The sequence below is a fragment of the uncultured Streptococcus sp. genome (assembly GCF_963521255.1).
Taxonomy (GTDB): Bacteria; Bacillota; Bacilli; order Lactobacillales; family Streptococcaceae; genus Streptococcus.
This window is the reverse complement of record NZ_CAUQTU010000009.1, coordinates 41,552-57,939: the sequence shown is the minus strand read 5'-3', so window position 1 is coordinate 57,939 and position 16,388 is coordinate 41,552. Positions and strand designations below refer to the sequence as shown.

The following is a 16,388-nucleotide window of genomic DNA, read 5'->3' as shown; positions in this document are numbered from 1 at the left end:
TTTATAGTCTGATTTGGATAGTCTAAGAGAACAATTCCAATCCCAACCCCCAGTTAGATTATCTAAAAACCTTCCTTGGCTTGTAGAGATTGTCCCGTTTTTCTAGAATGGCTAGCAATTTATCATCTTCAAAGGCAGCTAATTCTTGTTCTGTTTGGTCGAGCTCGATAAAACGACCAAAGCGTACTTCTGTAGCCTCTTCTGGAGTTAGTAAAACTTTGACGAGGTCTCCTGTCCCAATCTCTAGAGGATGGAGAAAGTCCAGTTGACCAGCCTCTACTTTTGCAGCAATTTCTTCCAAGGTAAGAGCATCTTCTAGTTGCAAACCAGCCGCACTGGTTCGAGTCAGATGCGACATATGAGCTGCATAACCCAATTTTTCTCCTAAGTCAACTGACAAGGTACGAATATAGGTTCCCTTGCTACATTTTACACGAAAAGTAAAGCGTGCAAGTTCGCCCTCATAAGAAATCGGACTTGTTCGCTCAAATTGATAAATGGTCACCTGACGTTCTGGACGCTCCACTTCCTGACCAGCACGCGCATACTCATAAAGCTTGCGACCATCGACCTTGACAGCCGAATACATAGGTGGAATCTGAGTAATAGGCCCAGTCAAACTAGTGATTGCTCCATCGACAAGTTTTTCATCCAAGAGCGATAGAACAGGTGTCTCTGAGACCACTTCCCCACTGGCATCCTCAGTCGTCGTGGAATAGCCCAGAGTGATTTCCCCCTCATAGACCTTACCCTCGTCCTGCATAAACTCAACCATGCGTGTCGCCTTGCCAACCGCAATGGGCAAAACACCCACCACATCCGGATCCAAGGTTCCACCATGACCAATCTTCTTGGTGCCCAAAATCTTACGCAGTTTAAAAACCGCATCATGCGAGGTCATCCCCGCTTCTTTTTTTAAGTTGATAATACCGTTCATATTTTTCTTTCTCACTCCCCCTTCAGCGCTTCAAACTTCGCTTTCATGGTTGGATTTTTTTGAGTCAATTTTTTTACCGAAACATCTTCCAATTTATTGTTTGCGAGACGGAGTTGGTTTTCAGATGTGGTTAGGAATTTCTTAACCTCTTCCATGCGTTTGATGGCCTTGTCGATTTCATCAATAGCTTTACCAAAGTTGGTCGAAGCTGAATTATAGTTCTTAGCAAAAGCTAACTTGAAGGCATCCAAGTCTTCCTCAAAATGTGTAATATCGATATTTTGCTCGCGAACCAAGGCCAACTCCTGCTTGTATTTTAGGGAATTAAGCGCCGCATTACGCAAGAGCCCAATCAACTGGATAAAGAATTGAGGACGAACCACATACATCTTTTCATATTCATGACTTACATCCACGATACCCGTGTTAAAATAGTCATTATCGGCCTCAAGCATGGTCACCAAAACGGCATACTCACAGTTCTTCTCCCGACGATCCTTGTCTAATTCCTTATAAAAATCTGCATTCTTGTGCTTCTTCTCTGTTCCATCCGCTTCATTTTTCATCTCAAACATAATGGAAATAATTTCGACCCCATTTTCATCACATTCACGGAAGATAAAGTCCCCCTTAGACCCACGCGCGGAGACCTTGTTATCCTTCTCAAAATAGGCATTTGGAAAGGCAAAACTACGGACCTTGTTAAACTCACTCTCTGCATACTGTTCCAGACTTTCCCCGATAGCTTTTGTAGATTGTTGGGCTTTGAAATTCTTGTAAAATTCGACTTGTTCACTAGCTGCCTTGAGCTGGGCTTCGTAATTTTGCTTAACTGAAGCAAGAGAAAGCTCGTTCTCCTTTTCTTGTAAAAGAAGCTGGTTTTTAACCTTGTCTCGTTCTTTTTCTAGGTCAGAAAGGGTCTTTTGTAGTTGATTTTCATGTTCCAAACGCAAGGTCGCCAACTGGTTTTCCAAGGCCTGCACTTCCTTGTCCTTTGCTAATAAGGCCTGATGGCTTGTCTGTTCAACTTCTTTCTTGGCCAGTTCTTTCTCTGTATCAAAGTTTTGGATTTGACTCTGCAATTGAGCAATTTCTTTGTCTTTTTGAGCCAGTTTAGACTGTTGTTCATTCATGGCCTTTTGCTCAGCCAAGGACAGTTCCTGCTTCATGCGATCCTGTAGTTCCTTATCAAACTCTGCTGTTCTCACTTGAGACAGAAGTTCAGCATACTGACTTTCATTTACTGTAAATACTTCCCCACAGTTGGGACATTTGATTTCGTTCATATCGTTCCTCTTTCTAGGCTTCTGTAACCATTATATCATGCCTAAGGGAAAATCAAAAACAGTGAGTCGAAACCCACTGTTTATCTTCTTTTACTTTAAATTTTTTCCAAGGCCAAGCGCAAGTCTTCAATCAAATCCTCTACATTTTCAAGTCCGATTGACAAGCGAATTTGGTTTGGTGTGACACCTGCTGCTTCTAGGTCTTTTTCTGACAACTGACCGTGAGTGGTTGTCGCAGGATGGACAACAAGCGATTTGGCATCTGCCACGTTTGCTAGGTCAGAAAAGATTTCTAAATGATCAATTACCTTGCGTGCTTCTGCCTCCCCACCTTTGACATGGAAGGTAAAGATTGAACCCACACCTTTTGGCAAATATTTCTCAGCCAAGGCATGATAAGGACTGTCTGCCAATTTTGGATAGTTGACTTTTTCTACCTTAGGATGGTTGACAAGGAAATCAACAATTTTCTCTGCATTTTGCACGTGACGTTCCACACGAAGTGAAAGGGTTTCAAGTCCTTGTAGCAAGAGGAAGGCATTGAATGGTGACAAGGCTGCACCTGTATCACGAAGCAATTGAACACGGACAGCGATAATAAAGGCTGCTGCACCCACATCCCGAGTATAGCTCAAGTTATGATAGCTTGGATCTTCCTCAACAAATTGAGGGAATTTCCCTGAAGCTGCCCAGTCAAAACGACCGCTATCGACAATCACTCCACCAATAGTCGTACCATGCCCACCGATAAACTTAGTCGCAGAGTGAATGGCAATATCTACGCCGTGAGAGAAGACGTTAATCAAATAAGGTGTAGCAAATGTATTGTCAGAAACAAGTGGAATTTTATGCTTATGAGCAATCTCTGCCAATTTTTCCAGGTCTGGAATGTTAATCAAGGGGTTACCCAAGGTTTCAATCAGAACAAGCTTAGTATTGTCATTGATAGCTGCTTCCACTTCCTCTAAATTATCCACATCCACAAAGGTTGTTGTGATTCCATAACGAGGAAGGGTTTCTTTCAAGAGATTGAAGGTTCCACCGTAAATAGTCGAAGCAGCCACTATATGGTCACCAGCATGGGCAAGAGCTAAAATCGTATAAGTCACTGCGGCCATACCAGATGCTGTTGCAAGAGCTCCAACACCACCTTCAAGAGCAGCGATTCTTTCTTCAAAGGCCGCTGTTGTAGGATTGGTAATACGGGTATAGATATTCCCTGATTTTCTCAAGGCAAAAAGTTCCGCACCTTCCTGCGTGTCATCAAAAACAAAGGATGTTGTTTGATAAATCGGCACTGCACGAGACTTAGTTGCTGGATCAACTACTTGCCCAGCATGCAATTGTAAGGTTTCAAATTTAAAATCACGAGTCATAAAACGACCTCCAAATAGTTTGATTAAGGATATTGTAGCACCTTAAGGTATAGTTTACCAATATTAGTTTTCTATATTTTGATATAATAAATAACTATTGCTATCATTCCCATATAAAAAAGCACGAATCAATCGTGCCATTTTCTTAATCTACATAAGTATCTTCATTTTTATTAAGGAAGGCGTATGGAAGACCCATCAAGAAACCACCACCAATTAAGTTTCCGATGAAGGTTACACCCCAATGACGAAGCATATTCCCAACACCGAAATTAGCAATTGAGTCAGCAGCAACACTGAATTTTACAATCGCGAAAGAAGCAAAGTTCGCCGCAATGTGCTCATTTGTTAAGAATACAAACATGTAAATTGCTGATAAAACGAGCCAAAGTTTGGCACCACCATCTTTGACCAAAACAAATGAAAGAATCGCAATATTAACGAAAATATTTGCCAAAACCGCCTCAAGCAAGACTAATTCATTTGAACGGCCTAACTTCATCTCAACAACCCCTGAGATGAAACTATCGTGTGTCAGATGTGCATAGGCTGCCGAATGAGCAAAGCCCCAACCTGCTATCAAAGCTCCGATAAGATTGAACAAGGTACAGTAAAGTAAAATCTCAGCTGTTTTTCTCCAAGAGATTTTTTTCAAGAAACTACCAGCAGTCAAGAACATCATGTTTGATGTTACCAACTCGGCATTCAAGAAAACAATGTAGGCCAATCCCCAAGCAAAGACAAATGGAAAGAGGAAGCGTCCACTACCTGGTGCAATTTTATTAATCAAGTCAGCCCCAACTGCACCAGCAGCAGTACTGAAGGTCAAAAATGCACCTGCAAACATCGAACGAATAGCATACTTAAATTTGCTTTGACTATAAAGACTTTCTTTCTTCTTGCAAGCAAATTCAATCTTTGAGATAAATTCTGAAGAAACCATAATAAACTCCTAAAACTTTTATTTGTGATAATTATAACATAAAACAGATATAATGAAAAGCCTTTCCTAATTGCATTTTTAATAAATTTATAAATCCAGCAATCGTTTACATTGTTTTAATAACAAGCTTTTAGAATTTTCAATTATCAGGATATTGAGGTTGCATGGAATAACTTTTATTCTATTTAATATATTTTATTGTTACAATTTAAAAACGATTTTCTCTGCAAGCCTATTTGTAAAAGAAAAAGAGAGAATCATTCTGATTCTCCCTGATACACTAACTCTTCTTAATCAACATATGTATCTTCATTCTTATTTAGAAAGGCATATGGCAAACCAATCAGAAGTCCTCCACCTATAAAGTTAGCAATGAAGGTAACTCCCCAATGTCGAAGGATATTTGCAAGACCAAAGTGAGGTACTTGATCAGCAATCATGCTGAATTTCATAATACTGAAGGAAGCAAAATTGGCAGCGATGTGCTCATTGGACAAAAAGACAAACATTGAAATAGCTGATAAAATGATCCATAGTTTAGCAGCACCATCTTTGACTAATATAGACGAAAGAATGGCAATATTTACAAATACATTGGCAAGAATCCCCTCAAGCAAGACTAACTCACTTGGACGCGCCAATTTCTTGGCTACAAGCTTAGGAAGGAAACTATCATGGGTCAAATGGGAAAAGGCTGATGAGTTGGCAAAGGCCCATCCAGCTACCAAGGCACCAATGAGATTAAACAAAGTACAATAGAGTAAAATAATCATTGCCTTTTTCCAATCAATCTTTTTCAAGAACACTCCAGCTGCTAAGTACATCATATTGGAAGTTATCAATTCCGCATTTAGAAAGACGATATAGGCCAGCCCCCAAGCGAAAACAAATGGGAAAAGGAAATACCCACTACTTGGAATAATATTATTTAATAGATCCGCACCAATAGCACCAGCAGCTGTACTGAAGGTTAAAAAAGCACCTGCAAACATGGAACGAATAGCATACTTGAACTTACTTTGCTTGAAAAGACTTTCTTTCTTGTGGCAATAATAATCTATCTTCGAAATAAACTCTGAAGAACTCATAAACATCTCCTAATTTTTTATATTTATCATTATAACATAAAATGTTTGAATGGGTAATCATTTTCTTAAATTTATAACATTTGTATTGATTTTATACTCAATGAAAATCAAAGAGCAAACTAGGAAGCTACCGCAGGCTCTACTTGAGTACGGCAAGGTGAAACTGACGTGGTTTGAAGAGATTTTCGAAGAGTATTAGCATTACATAGTATGTTTATAAAACAAAATAAAAAGAATCAGTAGAACTAGATGTTTACTGATTCTTTAACTATTAATAACGTTGCTTATATGGTTGATTGAAGGCTGTTAGAACTTCTTCAGGTGTTTGTGAATAGTCTTTTGTATCTTTCAAATCACCTTTTACAATAATCCGCTCTGTCGCATCATAGTCCACACAAGTTACAAGTGTGATCTCATCAACACCACTACGGTCGTCAATCTCATCCACACGATCTGGTGTTACATGCTTGACCTCATGAATGACATAAGTATAAACCTTATCCTTATCAGTCAGATAAATTTTCATACCATTTTTAGCATGTGATAAGGGAGAAAATAGCATCTGACTGGCATTTTCTGCTGTAAAAATGTGATGACTAGCTAGTGAATAGTTTCCTTTCCCCATCACTTGGTCACGCTTCATTGTACCAGCTCCATAGAAGAGATTGACATTATCAAGACCTTTAAAAATAGGTAAGTTAATTTCTACTTCAGGAATAGCAATCCCACCAATAACTGGTAATTTTTGCGAATTCCATTGTGAGGATAAGACAGCTTCTGATGAAATGGCTTTTACTGAGTCAAAGTCAAAATTACCTTCTGTATCTTGATTTTCTTCCAATTTTTCTTTTGATACCTGGCTAACTTGATACTTGTTAGTATTCCAAACCATGAAGATATCACGAATTTTTGAATTAAAGATTAATGCCAGTGACAAGAGGATTAAGAATCCTGCCAAGACATTGATTAGTAAATTTTTACGGTTTGTTTTCTTATTATTCTTTTTATGAGACATTATGCTTCACCTTCTATTTCGTTTTCTGTCCCAACTTCTTCTTTTTCTGACGCTGCTACCGTTGTAAAGGTCACAATTTTAGCATCCTGATCCAGGCGCATCACTTTAACTCCCATAGTTGAGCGCCCTGTTTGTGAAATATTGGCAACGTTGGTTCGAATCATGACACCTGTATCAGTGATAATCATCAAATCTTCATCACCTTTAACAGTCAAAAGACCTGATAGAGGACCATTTTTCTCAGCTACATTAGCCGTCTTCATCCCTTTACCACCACGACCTTTTGTCGGATATTCGGTCGCAACTGTGCGCTTACCATATCCTTTTTCTGTGATGATAAGAACCTCGTCCTGGTCTGTAATCACACTAGCACCAACAACTGTGTCCCCTTCGCGGAGATTGACACCTTTCACACCAGTAGCGATACGACTCATGCCTCGAACGGCTGATTGATTAAAGCGAACTGCATAACCAAGCTTGGTACCAATGATAATATCCGTATCTTCTTCCGTCAACAAGACATTAATCAACTCATCTTCATCCTTGAGGTTCAATGCTTTAAGTCCATTTTGACGAATATTAGCAAACTCCTTAACGCTGGTTCTCTTCACAATACCATGACGGGTTGTGAAGAAGAGATAAGCATCATCACTACGTTCAGCTTCAACATTGATGATGGTCTGAATACTTTCACCTTCATCCAATTTCAAAAGATTGACTATTGGTAATCCCTTGGCAGTACGGCCATATTCAGGAATTTCATATCCTTTAAGACGATAGACACGACCTTTATTTGTGAAGAAGAGTAGGTGATCATGAGTGCTAGTTGACACTAACTCTCGGACAAAATCGTCATCCTTAACGCCTGTACCTTGAACACCACGCCCCCCACGTTTTTGGGCAGTGAATTCTCCTTGGTCCAAACGTTTAATGTAACCCTTGTTAGAAAGCGTAATTAAGACATCCGATTCTTCAATCAAGTCCTCATCTTCGAGGCTTAAGACTTCACCGACCATCAATTCAGTACGACGTTGGTCGCCAAACTTACGCTTAACTTCGTCTAATTCATCTTTAATAATTTGAGAAACACGTTCCGGCTTAGCTAGAATATCTGCTAAATCCGCAATCAGAGCCAAGAGGTCATCATACTCAGACTGAATCTTATCGCGTTCCAAACCTGTCAAACGACGAAGGCGCATATCAAGGATGGCTTGACTTTGACGTTCAGAAAGCTTAAACTTGCTCATCAACTCAGCTTGTGCTTCCGCATCCGTTTCACTAGCACGGATGATACGAATCACTTCGTCGATATGGTCTAGTGCGATTAAGAGACCTTCTAAGATATGAGCACGCGCTTCTGCTTTTTCCTTATCAAAACGGGTACGACGAACAACCACTTCTTTTTGGTGCTCGATATAAGCATCCAAAATCTGACGAAGGGACAAAATCTTCGGTACTCCATTTTGGATTGCAAGCATATTAAAACCAAAATTGGTTTGCATCTGGGTCATCTTGAAGAGGTTATTGAGGATAACATTGGCTGAGGCATCACGCTTGACTTCAATAACAAATCGAACCCCTTCACGGTTTGATTCATCACGTACTGCTGTAATTCCCTCAATACGCTTTTCCTGAACCAAACGAACAATATGCTCATGTACCTTTGTTTTGTTGACCATGTATGGAAATTCTGTTACAACGATGCGCTCACGGCCAGTCCTAGTTTCTTCAATTTCAGTACGAGAACGAAGAACAATCGAACCTTTACCTGTTTCGTAAGCCTTATGGATACCTGATTTCCCCATGACAAGAGCACCAGTTGGAAAATCTGGCCCAGGCAAGACTTCCATCAAATCCTTAGTGGTCACTTCAGGATTGTCCATGACCAACTTCACTGCATCAATAGTTTCACCCAAATTATGAGGTGGAATATTTGTCGCCATACCGACAGCGATACCAGTAGCTCCATTAACTAAAAGATTTGGAAAACGAGCTGGCAAGACCAAGGGTTCACGTTCATTGGCATCATAGTTATCAACGAAATCAACCGTATTTTTATTGATATCACGAAGCATCTCCAAAGCAATCTTGCTCATACGTGCCTCAGTATAACGCTGGGCGGCAGCACCATCACCATCCATGGAACCAAAGTTCCCATGGCCATCTACAAGCATGTAGCGGTAGCTCCACCATTGAGCCATACGGACCATAGCTTCATAGATAGAGGAATCCCCGTGTGGGTGATATTTACCCATGACATCCCCAGTAATACGAGCAGATTTTTTATGGGGTTTGTCTGGAGTAACACCCAATTCATTCATTCCGTAGAGAATACGACGGTGAACAGGTTTCAAGCCATCTCGAACATCAGGAAGAGCCCGTGCTACGATAACACTCATAGCGTAGTCGATAAAACTCGTCTTCATCTCCTTTGTCAGATTGACATTCACTAAATTTCTATCCTGCATTAATAAATGCCTCATTTCACAATTAGTAATTAAATATATTATACCACAATGTCTGCCATATTTCAGGTATCTAGAACCACTAAAACGTTTACATCAAGAACTGCAAGGCATATCCGTGACAAAGCATTTTAAAAGTGATAGAATTGAAATAACTGGGGAAAACCCTGAATAAAATTAAGGAGATGTTTAGACAAATGACACTAACTAAACAACACAAAAAAGTTATCCTTGTTGGTGATGGTGCTGTAGGTTCATCTTACGCTTTCGCCCTTGTTACTCAAGGAATCGCACAAGAACTTGGTATTATTGAAATTCCTCAATTGTTTGAAAAAGCAGTTGGTGACGCTGAAGACCTTAGCCACGCGCTTGCATTTACTTCACCGAAGAAAATCTACGCTGCTAAGTACGAAGACTGTGCGGACGCTGATCTTGTTGTTATCACTGCCGGTGCTCCTCAAAAACCAGGTGAAACTCGCCTTGACCTTGTTGGTAAAAACCTTGCTATCAACAAATCAATCGTTGAGCAAGTTGTTGCTTCTGGTTTCGATGGTATCTTCCTTGTAGCAGCTAACCCAGTTGACGTCTTAACTTACTCAACTTGGAAATTCTCTGGATTCCCTAAAGAACGCGTTATCGGTTCTGGTACTTCTCTTGACTCAGCTCGTTTCCGTCAAGCCCTTGCTGAAACAATCGGTGTTGACGCTCGTTCAGTCCATGCCTACATCATGGGTGAACACGGTGACTCAGAATTCGCTGTTTGGTCTCACGCTAACGTTGCTGGTGTTAAATTGGAACAATGGTTGCAAGCAAACCGTGACTTGAATGAAGCTGACCTTGTTGAACTTTTCATCTCAGTTCGTGACGCAGCTTACTCAATCATCAACAAAAAGGGTGCTACTTACTACGGTATCGCCGTTGCCCTAGCTCGTATCACTCGTGCAATCCTTGATGATGAAAATGCCGTGCTACCACTCTCTGTATTCCAAGAAGGTCAATATGGTGTTGAAAACGTCTTTATCGGTCAACCAGCTATCGTTGGGGCACACGGTATCGTTCGTCCAGTAAATATCCCATTGAACGACGCAGAAACTCAAAAAATGCAAGCATCTGCAAAAGAATTGCAAGCTATCATTGACGAAGCATGGAAAAATCCTGAATTCCAAGCAGCTTCAAAAAATTAATTTAGATAAAAATAACTCCTTGACTCATCAGGGAGTTATTTTTTATCTATATCTAAACAAAATATTTTACAAAGTTTACGTGAAGAAAATATGAGCCCAATAAAACTATCCTGACACGGTTTTGTAATAAAGACACTAAGACTCCCCATCAAATCAACACTCACATTATTAAAGCCATGGAACAAGCAGTGATTGGAACAGTTGATACCGTCGCATTAAATAGCTAGTAAAAAGTTTTGCCTCCTAGACAAAAAAAGAGCCCATCACACAGGCTAGAAAGCTTGATACGATAGGCTTTTTTATTTTAATTAACGTACTGTGCGGATACGCATTGTGTTTGTACGTACAGCTTCTCCAACTGGTACACCAGCTACGATAACGATATCATCACCAGATTGTACAAGACCTGCTTCAACTGCTTTACGTTCAGCAATTTCGAACATATCGTCAGTTGAAGATGGAGCATCTGTCAACATTGGGATAACACCCCAGTTCAACATCAATCCACGTTCTGTCAATTCGTCGAATGTCAATGCCAAGATGTCAGCATTTGGACGGTATTTAGAGATCAAACGTGCAGTGTGACCTGTCTTAGTAAGAGTTACAATCAATTTAATGTCCATTGAGTTAGTAGCATCTTTAACAGCTGAAGCCATTACTTCTGTCTTAGAGTTACGTTCAAATGAATCTGAGTTCAAACGGCCGTATTCGTTAAGAAGAGTTTGAGCGTTCTTGTCGATTGTAGCCATTGTAGTTACTGACTCAAGTGGGTATTTACCATTTGCAGACTCACCTGAAAGCATTGTAGCGTCAGTACCGTCGATAACAGCATTAAATACGTCTGATACTTCTGAACGTGTAGCACGTGGTTTTTCAGTCATTGTTTCAAGCATGTTTGTTGCAGTGATAACAACTTTACCAGCAGCATTAACTTTCTTGATGATCATTTTTTGGTAAACTGGAACCATTTCGAATGGTACTTCGATACCCATGTCACCACGGGCAATCATGATACCGTCAGCAGCTTCGATGATTTCATCCAAGTTGTCGATACCTTGTTGGTTTTCGATTTTAGCAAACAATTGAACGTGTCCGTTTCCAGTTTCTTCACAGATTGCACGAACTTCGTTGACGTCTTTTGCAGTACGTACAAATGAAATCGCGATGAAATTGATACCTTGTTCAAGACCAAAACGGATATCATCGTTATCACGTTCAGCAAGAGCTGGGAAAGGAATTTTAGTGTTAGGGATATTAACACCTTTTTGTTTAGCGATTACACCATCGTTTTCAACTTCAACTTCAAATTCACGAGTTGCGTCATCTTTAGCAACCACACGAAGACCAAGTTTACCATCGTCAACCAAAACTTGACGACCAACTTCAACATCATCATAGATATCAAGAGCTCCGGCAACGTTCAATGCAATCACATCACGAGTTGATTTAATTCCTTGTTTAGTTGCAACACGGATTTTTTCACCAGTTGTGTAAGAGTACTCTTTTGCATCTCCTTCAAACAATTCTGTACGGATTTCTGGTCCTTTTGTATCAAGAAGGAAACCAACTTTTTTACCTGCAAGTTTTTCAGCAAGTTTAACAGTTGCCATACGGTCACCTTGTTCTTGGTGGTCACCGTGTGAGAAGTTGAAACGGAATGTGTTAGCACCAGCTTCAATCAATTTAGCAATGTTTTTAGCAGAAGCTTCAACATCAAGTTTTCCACTCCAGTATCCGTCATCACCAAATTTTTTACCACCACGGATCTCTACCGCAGGACCTAAAGTTGCAACGATTTTTACACGTTTGTTCATGATTTTTGTGACTCCTTTATATATATGACCTCTTTGGTCTTATTAACTAATTTTTAAATTATGACAAGCTCTTATTCAAACTAGAAAGTTCAAGATCAGCTTTATGTGGATTGTTAACCACAATCTTACCATCTGCAGTGAGGCTAAACAATGCTCCTTCTTCTGCTGTACCAAGAATTGGGTTTTCAACCATTTTCTCATTACGGATACCAACCGCAACACCACCGATACCTTCTTTAAGAAGTTTAACGGCATGGGCACCCATACGTGACGCCAATACACGGTCACGAGCTGTTGGAGAACCACCACGTTGGATATGTCCAAGTTCTGTCACACGAAGGTCGCTTGTATCGCCAGCTTCTTTAAGTTTTTGACCAAATTCAGCTGCTGACATCACACCTTCAGCTAAGACGATAATGTTGTGTTTTTTACCACACTCATAACCACATTTAATGCTTTCTACGATATCTTCAATCTTGAAGTCTTCTTCAGGAATGATGATTTCATCAGCACCAGTTGCGATACCTGCCCAAAGAGCGATATCACCAGCGTTACGTCCCATAACTTCGATAACAAAAGTACGACGGTGACTTGATGACGTATCACGAATCTTATCGATAGCGTCCATAGCGGTTGTAACCGCTGTGTCAAAACCGATTGTGAAGTCAGTACCAACGATATCGTTATCGATTGTACCTGGAAGACCGATAGCTGGGAAGCCATGTTCAGTCAAACGCATAGCACCGTGATACGATCCGTCACCACCGATAACAACTACACCTTCAATCCCGTGTTTTTTCAATTGCTCAATCCCTTTAAGTTGCCCTTCAAGTTGAGCGAACTCTGGATAACGAGCTGAGTGAAGGAAAGTACCACCACGAGAAATGATGTCTCCTACTGAAGCAGCATCTAGGGGATGAATTTCACCAGCAACCATACCAGCATATCCATCATAGATACCAAAAACTTCCATTCCTTCTGAAATTGCTTGACGAACAACTGCACGGATAGCAGCATTCATACCAGGGGCGTCTCCACCACTAGTTAAAACAGCAATACGTTTCATTTGGTTTATGCTCCTTTTTCTTTTAACATTCTTACTGATTATATCACATTTAATTGGAAAATTCTTCTATTTTCCGTAATTTTAGCGATAAATCGTTTTCATAACGATTCCACCTAATTGCGCTTCTAATTCATCAGATTTAGCTACAAAATGATGTTGAGAAACAATTGTTCTCTGTTCCTCTTCATACCTGATAATGACTGGGATTGGGCCTTTATACTGGTCTAAAATACGTGACATTTCTTGATCCGATTCATGATTTTTCACCTGAATCCAGAATCGTTCACTCACTGCTTCTCTTAATTCTTGTGCAATCATTTGCAGACGGCCATCACGTGACTGGACTTTCCCTTTGATATAGTAGAATCCCCCTTCTTTTACCTCATGACCAATCTGACGATATAAGTCTGAGAAGAGGGTAACATCCAGTTTTTTCTTACTATCATTGACCTGTAAGAAAGCCATATTTTCACCCTTTTTAGTGCGAATAGTTTTAATTTTTTGAATTTCTACCAAGATAATACAGTGACTATTTTCTGACAAATTCCCAATTGGGGTAATCGGATAAATAGCCTTACTTGCAATAGCTTGTAGGGGATGTTTGATAACTCCTACTCCTAAAAGCTCTTGTTCCATGTAGAATTTTTCTTGATCTGTCCAATCTTCCGATTCCTGCCAACTATAAATAGTATCTCCAAACAAACTTCCTAACTCTTTTACAAATTCAAATAGATTAGCTAAGTTATTAAATACTTTTTGACGATTTTTTTCAAATGAATCGAAAAGACCAACTTTTACCAAAGGTTCTAGCAGAGGAAGTTTCAGATAATTCTCAGGTAATTTAGCTACAAAATCTTCAATGTTCGAATAAGGTCTATTTTCAATAATCCAAAGTGCCAAATCATTGCTGACTCCCTTAATCGATTTTAAACCTAGATAGATAGACTTATTGGCAATTTTATCGTGATAGGGAATGGTGTTGATGGACAGAGGCGCTACTTCAAAGCCTGCTTCTAAGGCATCTGTTAAGTAATCACTGTTGGAAGAATTTAACATGACCTGATAAAAGATGGCTGGATAATGCGTTTTGAAATAGGCCAACTGGAAGGCCAAGGCTGAGTATGCATAGGCATGAGAACGGTTAAAACCATAACCTGCAAACTTCTCCATAACATCAAAGACCTGCTCTGCCTTTTCCGCAGTATGACCAGCTTCTAATGAACCTTGAATAAAGGAAGCCCTCATCTCATGCATGGCAGAGGCATCCTTTTTACCCATAGCTCGACGTAAAATATCGGCCTTTCCGAGACTAAATCCAGCAAAACGCTGAGCAACCTGCATAACCTGCTCCTGATAGAGCATAATACCATAAGTTGGAGCCAAAATATCCTCCAGAGCTAGATCTAGAACAGTCACTTCTTCCTGCCCATGCTTTCTTGCCACAAAATTATTGATATAGTCACTAGCACCTGGTCTATTTAGAGAAGTAGTCGCTACGACATCTTCAAAACAGACTGGTTGCACACGCTTAAGCAGACGAATGGCACCAGGTTGCTCAAATTGAAAGATACCTTTTGTATTGCCAGAGGCAAATAAAGCTAACGTTTCTTTGTCTTCCAAATCAATCTCGTTGATAGCTATCTTAACGCCTTCTGTTTCAGCAAGCAACTCTTGCATCTTCTGGACAAAGGTCAAATTTCGCAGTCCCAAAAAGTCCATCTTCAAAAGCCCACTTGCTTCAACTCCATGAGCATCATACTGAGTCAGTGGAATTTCATCCCCATGCTTCAGAGGGATATAGTCCGTCAAATCTTGGTCACTAATCACAACACCAGCCGCATGGACCGAGGTTTGTCTTGGATAACCCTCAATCTTACAGGCTATTTCATAGGCTTTTTGGTATTCTAACTTACTATTGATTTGCTGACGAAATTGGAGATTGCCCTCATAGGCCGACTTGAGATTGTCACGAAAACTGATTTTCTTAGTAATTGCAGATAATTCATACTCGGGTACACCAAAGCGCTTCAAAACATCACGTAAAGCTTGCTTGGCCCCAAAAGTAGAAAAAGTAACGATTTGCGCCGCATGTTTACTGCCATATTTATTACCAACATATCTGATAAAATCTGGACGATAAATATCCGGGATATCAATATCAATATCAGGCATGGTATAGCGTTCACGATTGAGAAAACGTTCAAAAATCAGATTCTTCTCTACTGGGTCAATCCCGGTGATGTCCAAGGCATAGGAAACCAAGCTACCAACAGCAGAACCCCGTCCCATTCCCATATAGTAGCCATTCGAACGTCCGAAACGCAGCAAATCCCAGACAACCAAGAAATAATCATCAAAGCCCATATCATGAATAACAGCCAATTCTTGGTTTAGACGTTCTTGATATTCTTTACTAGTCAGCCCCTTCTGAGCAAGTCCCAATTCAGCACGTTCTCTCAACTCTTCTACTGCTGGTCTAGCTGGATTAAAACGAGGCAGTTTCAGACTAGTATCTAAGTCATAAGAAATGCTTGAAATAAGCTTTTCTAAATTGTCCAAGGCTTGCGGAAAACGTTCTTGAAATAATTTCTCTAAAGAACTTGCTGATAAAAACACATCTTGTCGTGAACGCAAGGGAACTTCTCTGAGGGGGAGATTTTCTTTAATCGCTGTTAATACTTGTAGAACTTCTCTATCCCTACTTTCAAAAGCATTGACCCGATAAAGGGGCAAGATTGGATGATGAAATTCACTTGTCAGTGTTTCTGGATAAACCCCAATATAATAATCATATCCCAGATTTAGCGACTCAATCTCTTCAAAATAAGGCACAATGACCGCAATATCCTCCAGATACTGGGACAGGACTGACCATGTTTTATCCCCCTGCATCTTAGCTGTTGAAAGCTTCATCAACTGCTGATATCCCACACTAGATAGGGCTAAAAAACGCAGATTCACTTCCTGAGCATCCACAAATACAGTCATTTCAAGCCCTAGTAAAGGATAAATACCGTATTTTTTTGTAACCTCTAGAAAGTCGAAAGCCCCATAAAGGTTATCAATATCCATCATAGCCAGATGAGTGTAGCCATAGTCTTTAGCTGCTCTCACATACTTGTCTATCGAAATAACGCTCTCCATAAAACTATAAACTGTTTTTGTATCTAGTTGTGCGATCAATTTACACTTCTCCTCTATCCTTCTCACTATA

The 16,388-nt window shown here is 40.1% G+C and carries 11 protein-coding genes; 1 reads left to right on the top strand and 10 read right to left on the bottom strand.

All coding sequences use genetic code 11. The features are described from left to right. Positions 1 to 58 precede the first annotated feature (58 nt). The 7 genes from truB to gyrA form a co-directional block, all read right to left on the bottom strand. Positions 59 to 937, bottom strand: a complete 879-nt coding sequence (gene truB / locus RWP09_RS07380) for a tRNA pseudouridine(55) synthase TruB (RefSeq protein WP_314436004.1) — start codon at positions 935 to 937, stop codon at positions 59 to 61. A gap of 11 nt (positions 938 to 948) precedes the next feature. Further along, on the bottom strand, positions 949 to 2,223 hold the full coding sequence (locus tag RWP09_RS07375; protein WP_314435960.1) for a DUF2130 domain-containing protein: 1,275 nt from the start codon (positions 2,221 to 2,223) through the stop codon (positions 949 to 951). 95 nt (positions 2,224 to 2,318) lie between these two features. After that, positions 2,319 to 3,599 carry an O-acetylhomoserine aminocarboxypropyltransferase/cysteine synthase family protein gene (locus tag RWP09_RS07370; protein WP_314435957.1) on the bottom strand — a complete coding sequence of 427 codons (1,281 nt, stop codon included), beginning with the start codon at positions 3,597 to 3,599 and terminating at the stop codon, positions 2,319 to 2,321. Between the two features lie 145 nt (positions 3,600 to 3,744). Further along, on the bottom strand, positions 3,745 to 4,542 hold the full coding sequence (locus RWP09_RS07365; protein ID WP_314435954.1) for a formate/nitrite transporter family protein: 798 nt from the start codon (positions 4,540 to 4,542) through the stop codon (positions 3,745 to 3,747). Between the two features lie 290 nt (positions 4,543 to 4,832). After that, complete coding sequence (locus tag RWP09_RS07360) at positions 4,833 to 5,630, bottom strand: formate/nitrite transporter family protein (RefSeq protein ID WP_314435950.1); 798 nt, start codon at positions 5,628 to 5,630, stop codon at positions 4,833 to 4,835. Positions 5,631 to 5,901: 271 nt separating this feature from the next. Further along, positions 5,902 to 6,645, bottom strand: coding sequence for a class A sortase (locus RWP09_RS07355; RefSeq protein ID WP_313969663.1), 744 nt, complete (start codon positions 6,643 to 6,645; stop codon positions 5,902 to 5,904). Then, positions 6,645 to 9,113 carry a DNA gyrase subunit A gene (gene gyrA / locus RWP09_RS07350; RefSeq protein ID WP_314435947.1) on the bottom strand — a complete coding sequence of 823 codons (2,469 nt, stop codon included), beginning with the start codon at positions 9,111 to 9,113 and terminating at the stop codon, positions 6,645 to 6,647. Before gyrA ends, RWP09_RS07355 begins: the two co-directional genes overlap by 1 nt. Positions 9,114 to 9,307: 194 nt before the next feature. On the opposite strand from gyrA, the gene RWP09_RS07345 reads away from it, so the two are divergent. Continuing rightward, entirely contained in the window at positions 9,308 to 10,294 is a 987-nt protein-coding gene (locus RWP09_RS07345) for an L-lactate dehydrogenase (RefSeq protein ID WP_247934378.1), read from the top strand. Between the two features lie 308 nt (positions 10,295 to 10,602). Here the strand turns inward: RWP09_RS07345 and pyk are convergent, their stop codons facing one another. From pyk to RWP09_RS07330, 3 genes are all read right to left on the bottom strand, one after another. Next, entirely contained in the window at positions 10,603 to 12,108 is a 1,506-nt protein-coding gene (gene pyk / locus RWP09_RS07340) for a pyruvate kinase (protein ID WP_314435945.1), read from the bottom strand. Positions 12,109 to 12,166: 58 nt separating this feature from the next. Continuing rightward, complete coding sequence (gene pfkA, locus RWP09_RS07335) at positions 12,167 to 13,174, bottom strand: 6-phosphofructokinase (protein ID WP_000820860.1); 1,008 nt, start codon at positions 13,172 to 13,174, stop codon at positions 12,167 to 12,169. Between the two features lie 81 nt (positions 13,175 to 13,255). Beyond that, a complete protein-coding gene (locus RWP09_RS07330; RefSeq protein WP_314435943.1) occupies positions 13,256 to 16,357 on the bottom strand; it encodes a DNA polymerase III subunit alpha in 3,102 nt (1,033 codons plus the stop codon). Between the last annotated feature and the right edge of the window lie 31 nt (positions 16,358 to 16,388).

Excerpts from the sequence above, each read along its gene's own strand:
- pyk (WP_314435945.1), bottom strand. The coding sequence starts at position 12,108 with ATGAACAAACGTGTAAAAATCGTTGCAACTTTAGGTCCTGCGGTAGAG.
- gyrA (WP_314435947.1), bottom strand. The coding sequence starts at position 9,113 with ATGCAGGATAGAAATTTAGTGAATGTCAATCTGACAAAGGAGATGAAG.
- RWP09_RS07375 (WP_314435960.1), bottom strand. The coding sequence starts at position 2,223 with ATGAACGAAATCAAATGTCCCAACTGTGGGGAAGTATTTACAGTAAAT.
- pfkA (WP_000820860.1), bottom strand. The coding sequence starts at position 13,174 with ATGAAACGTATTGCTGTTTTAACTAGTGGTGGAGACGCCCCTGGTATG.
- truB (WP_314436004.1), bottom strand. The coding sequence starts at position 937 with ATGAACGGTATTATCAACTTAAAAAAAGAAGCGGGGATGACCTCGCAT.
- RWP09_RS07360 (WP_314435950.1), bottom strand. The coding sequence starts at position 5,630 with ATGAGTTCTTCAGAGTTTATTTCGAAGATAGATTATTATTGCCACAAG.
- RWP09_RS07365 (WP_314435954.1), bottom strand. The coding sequence starts at position 4,542 with ATGGTTTCTTCAGAATTTATCTCAAAGATTGAATTTGCTTGCAAGAAG.
- RWP09_RS07345 (WP_247934378.1), top strand. The coding sequence starts at position 9,308 with ATGACACTAACTAAACAACACAAAAAAGTTATCCTTGTTGGTGATGGT.
- RWP09_RS07355 (WP_313969663.1), bottom strand. The coding sequence starts at position 6,645 with ATGTCTCATAAAAAGAATAATAAGAAAACAAACCGTAAAAATTTACTA.
- RWP09_RS07370 (WP_314435957.1), bottom strand. The coding sequence starts at position 3,599 with ATGACTCGTGATTTTAAATTTGAAACCTTACAATTGCATGCTGGGCAA.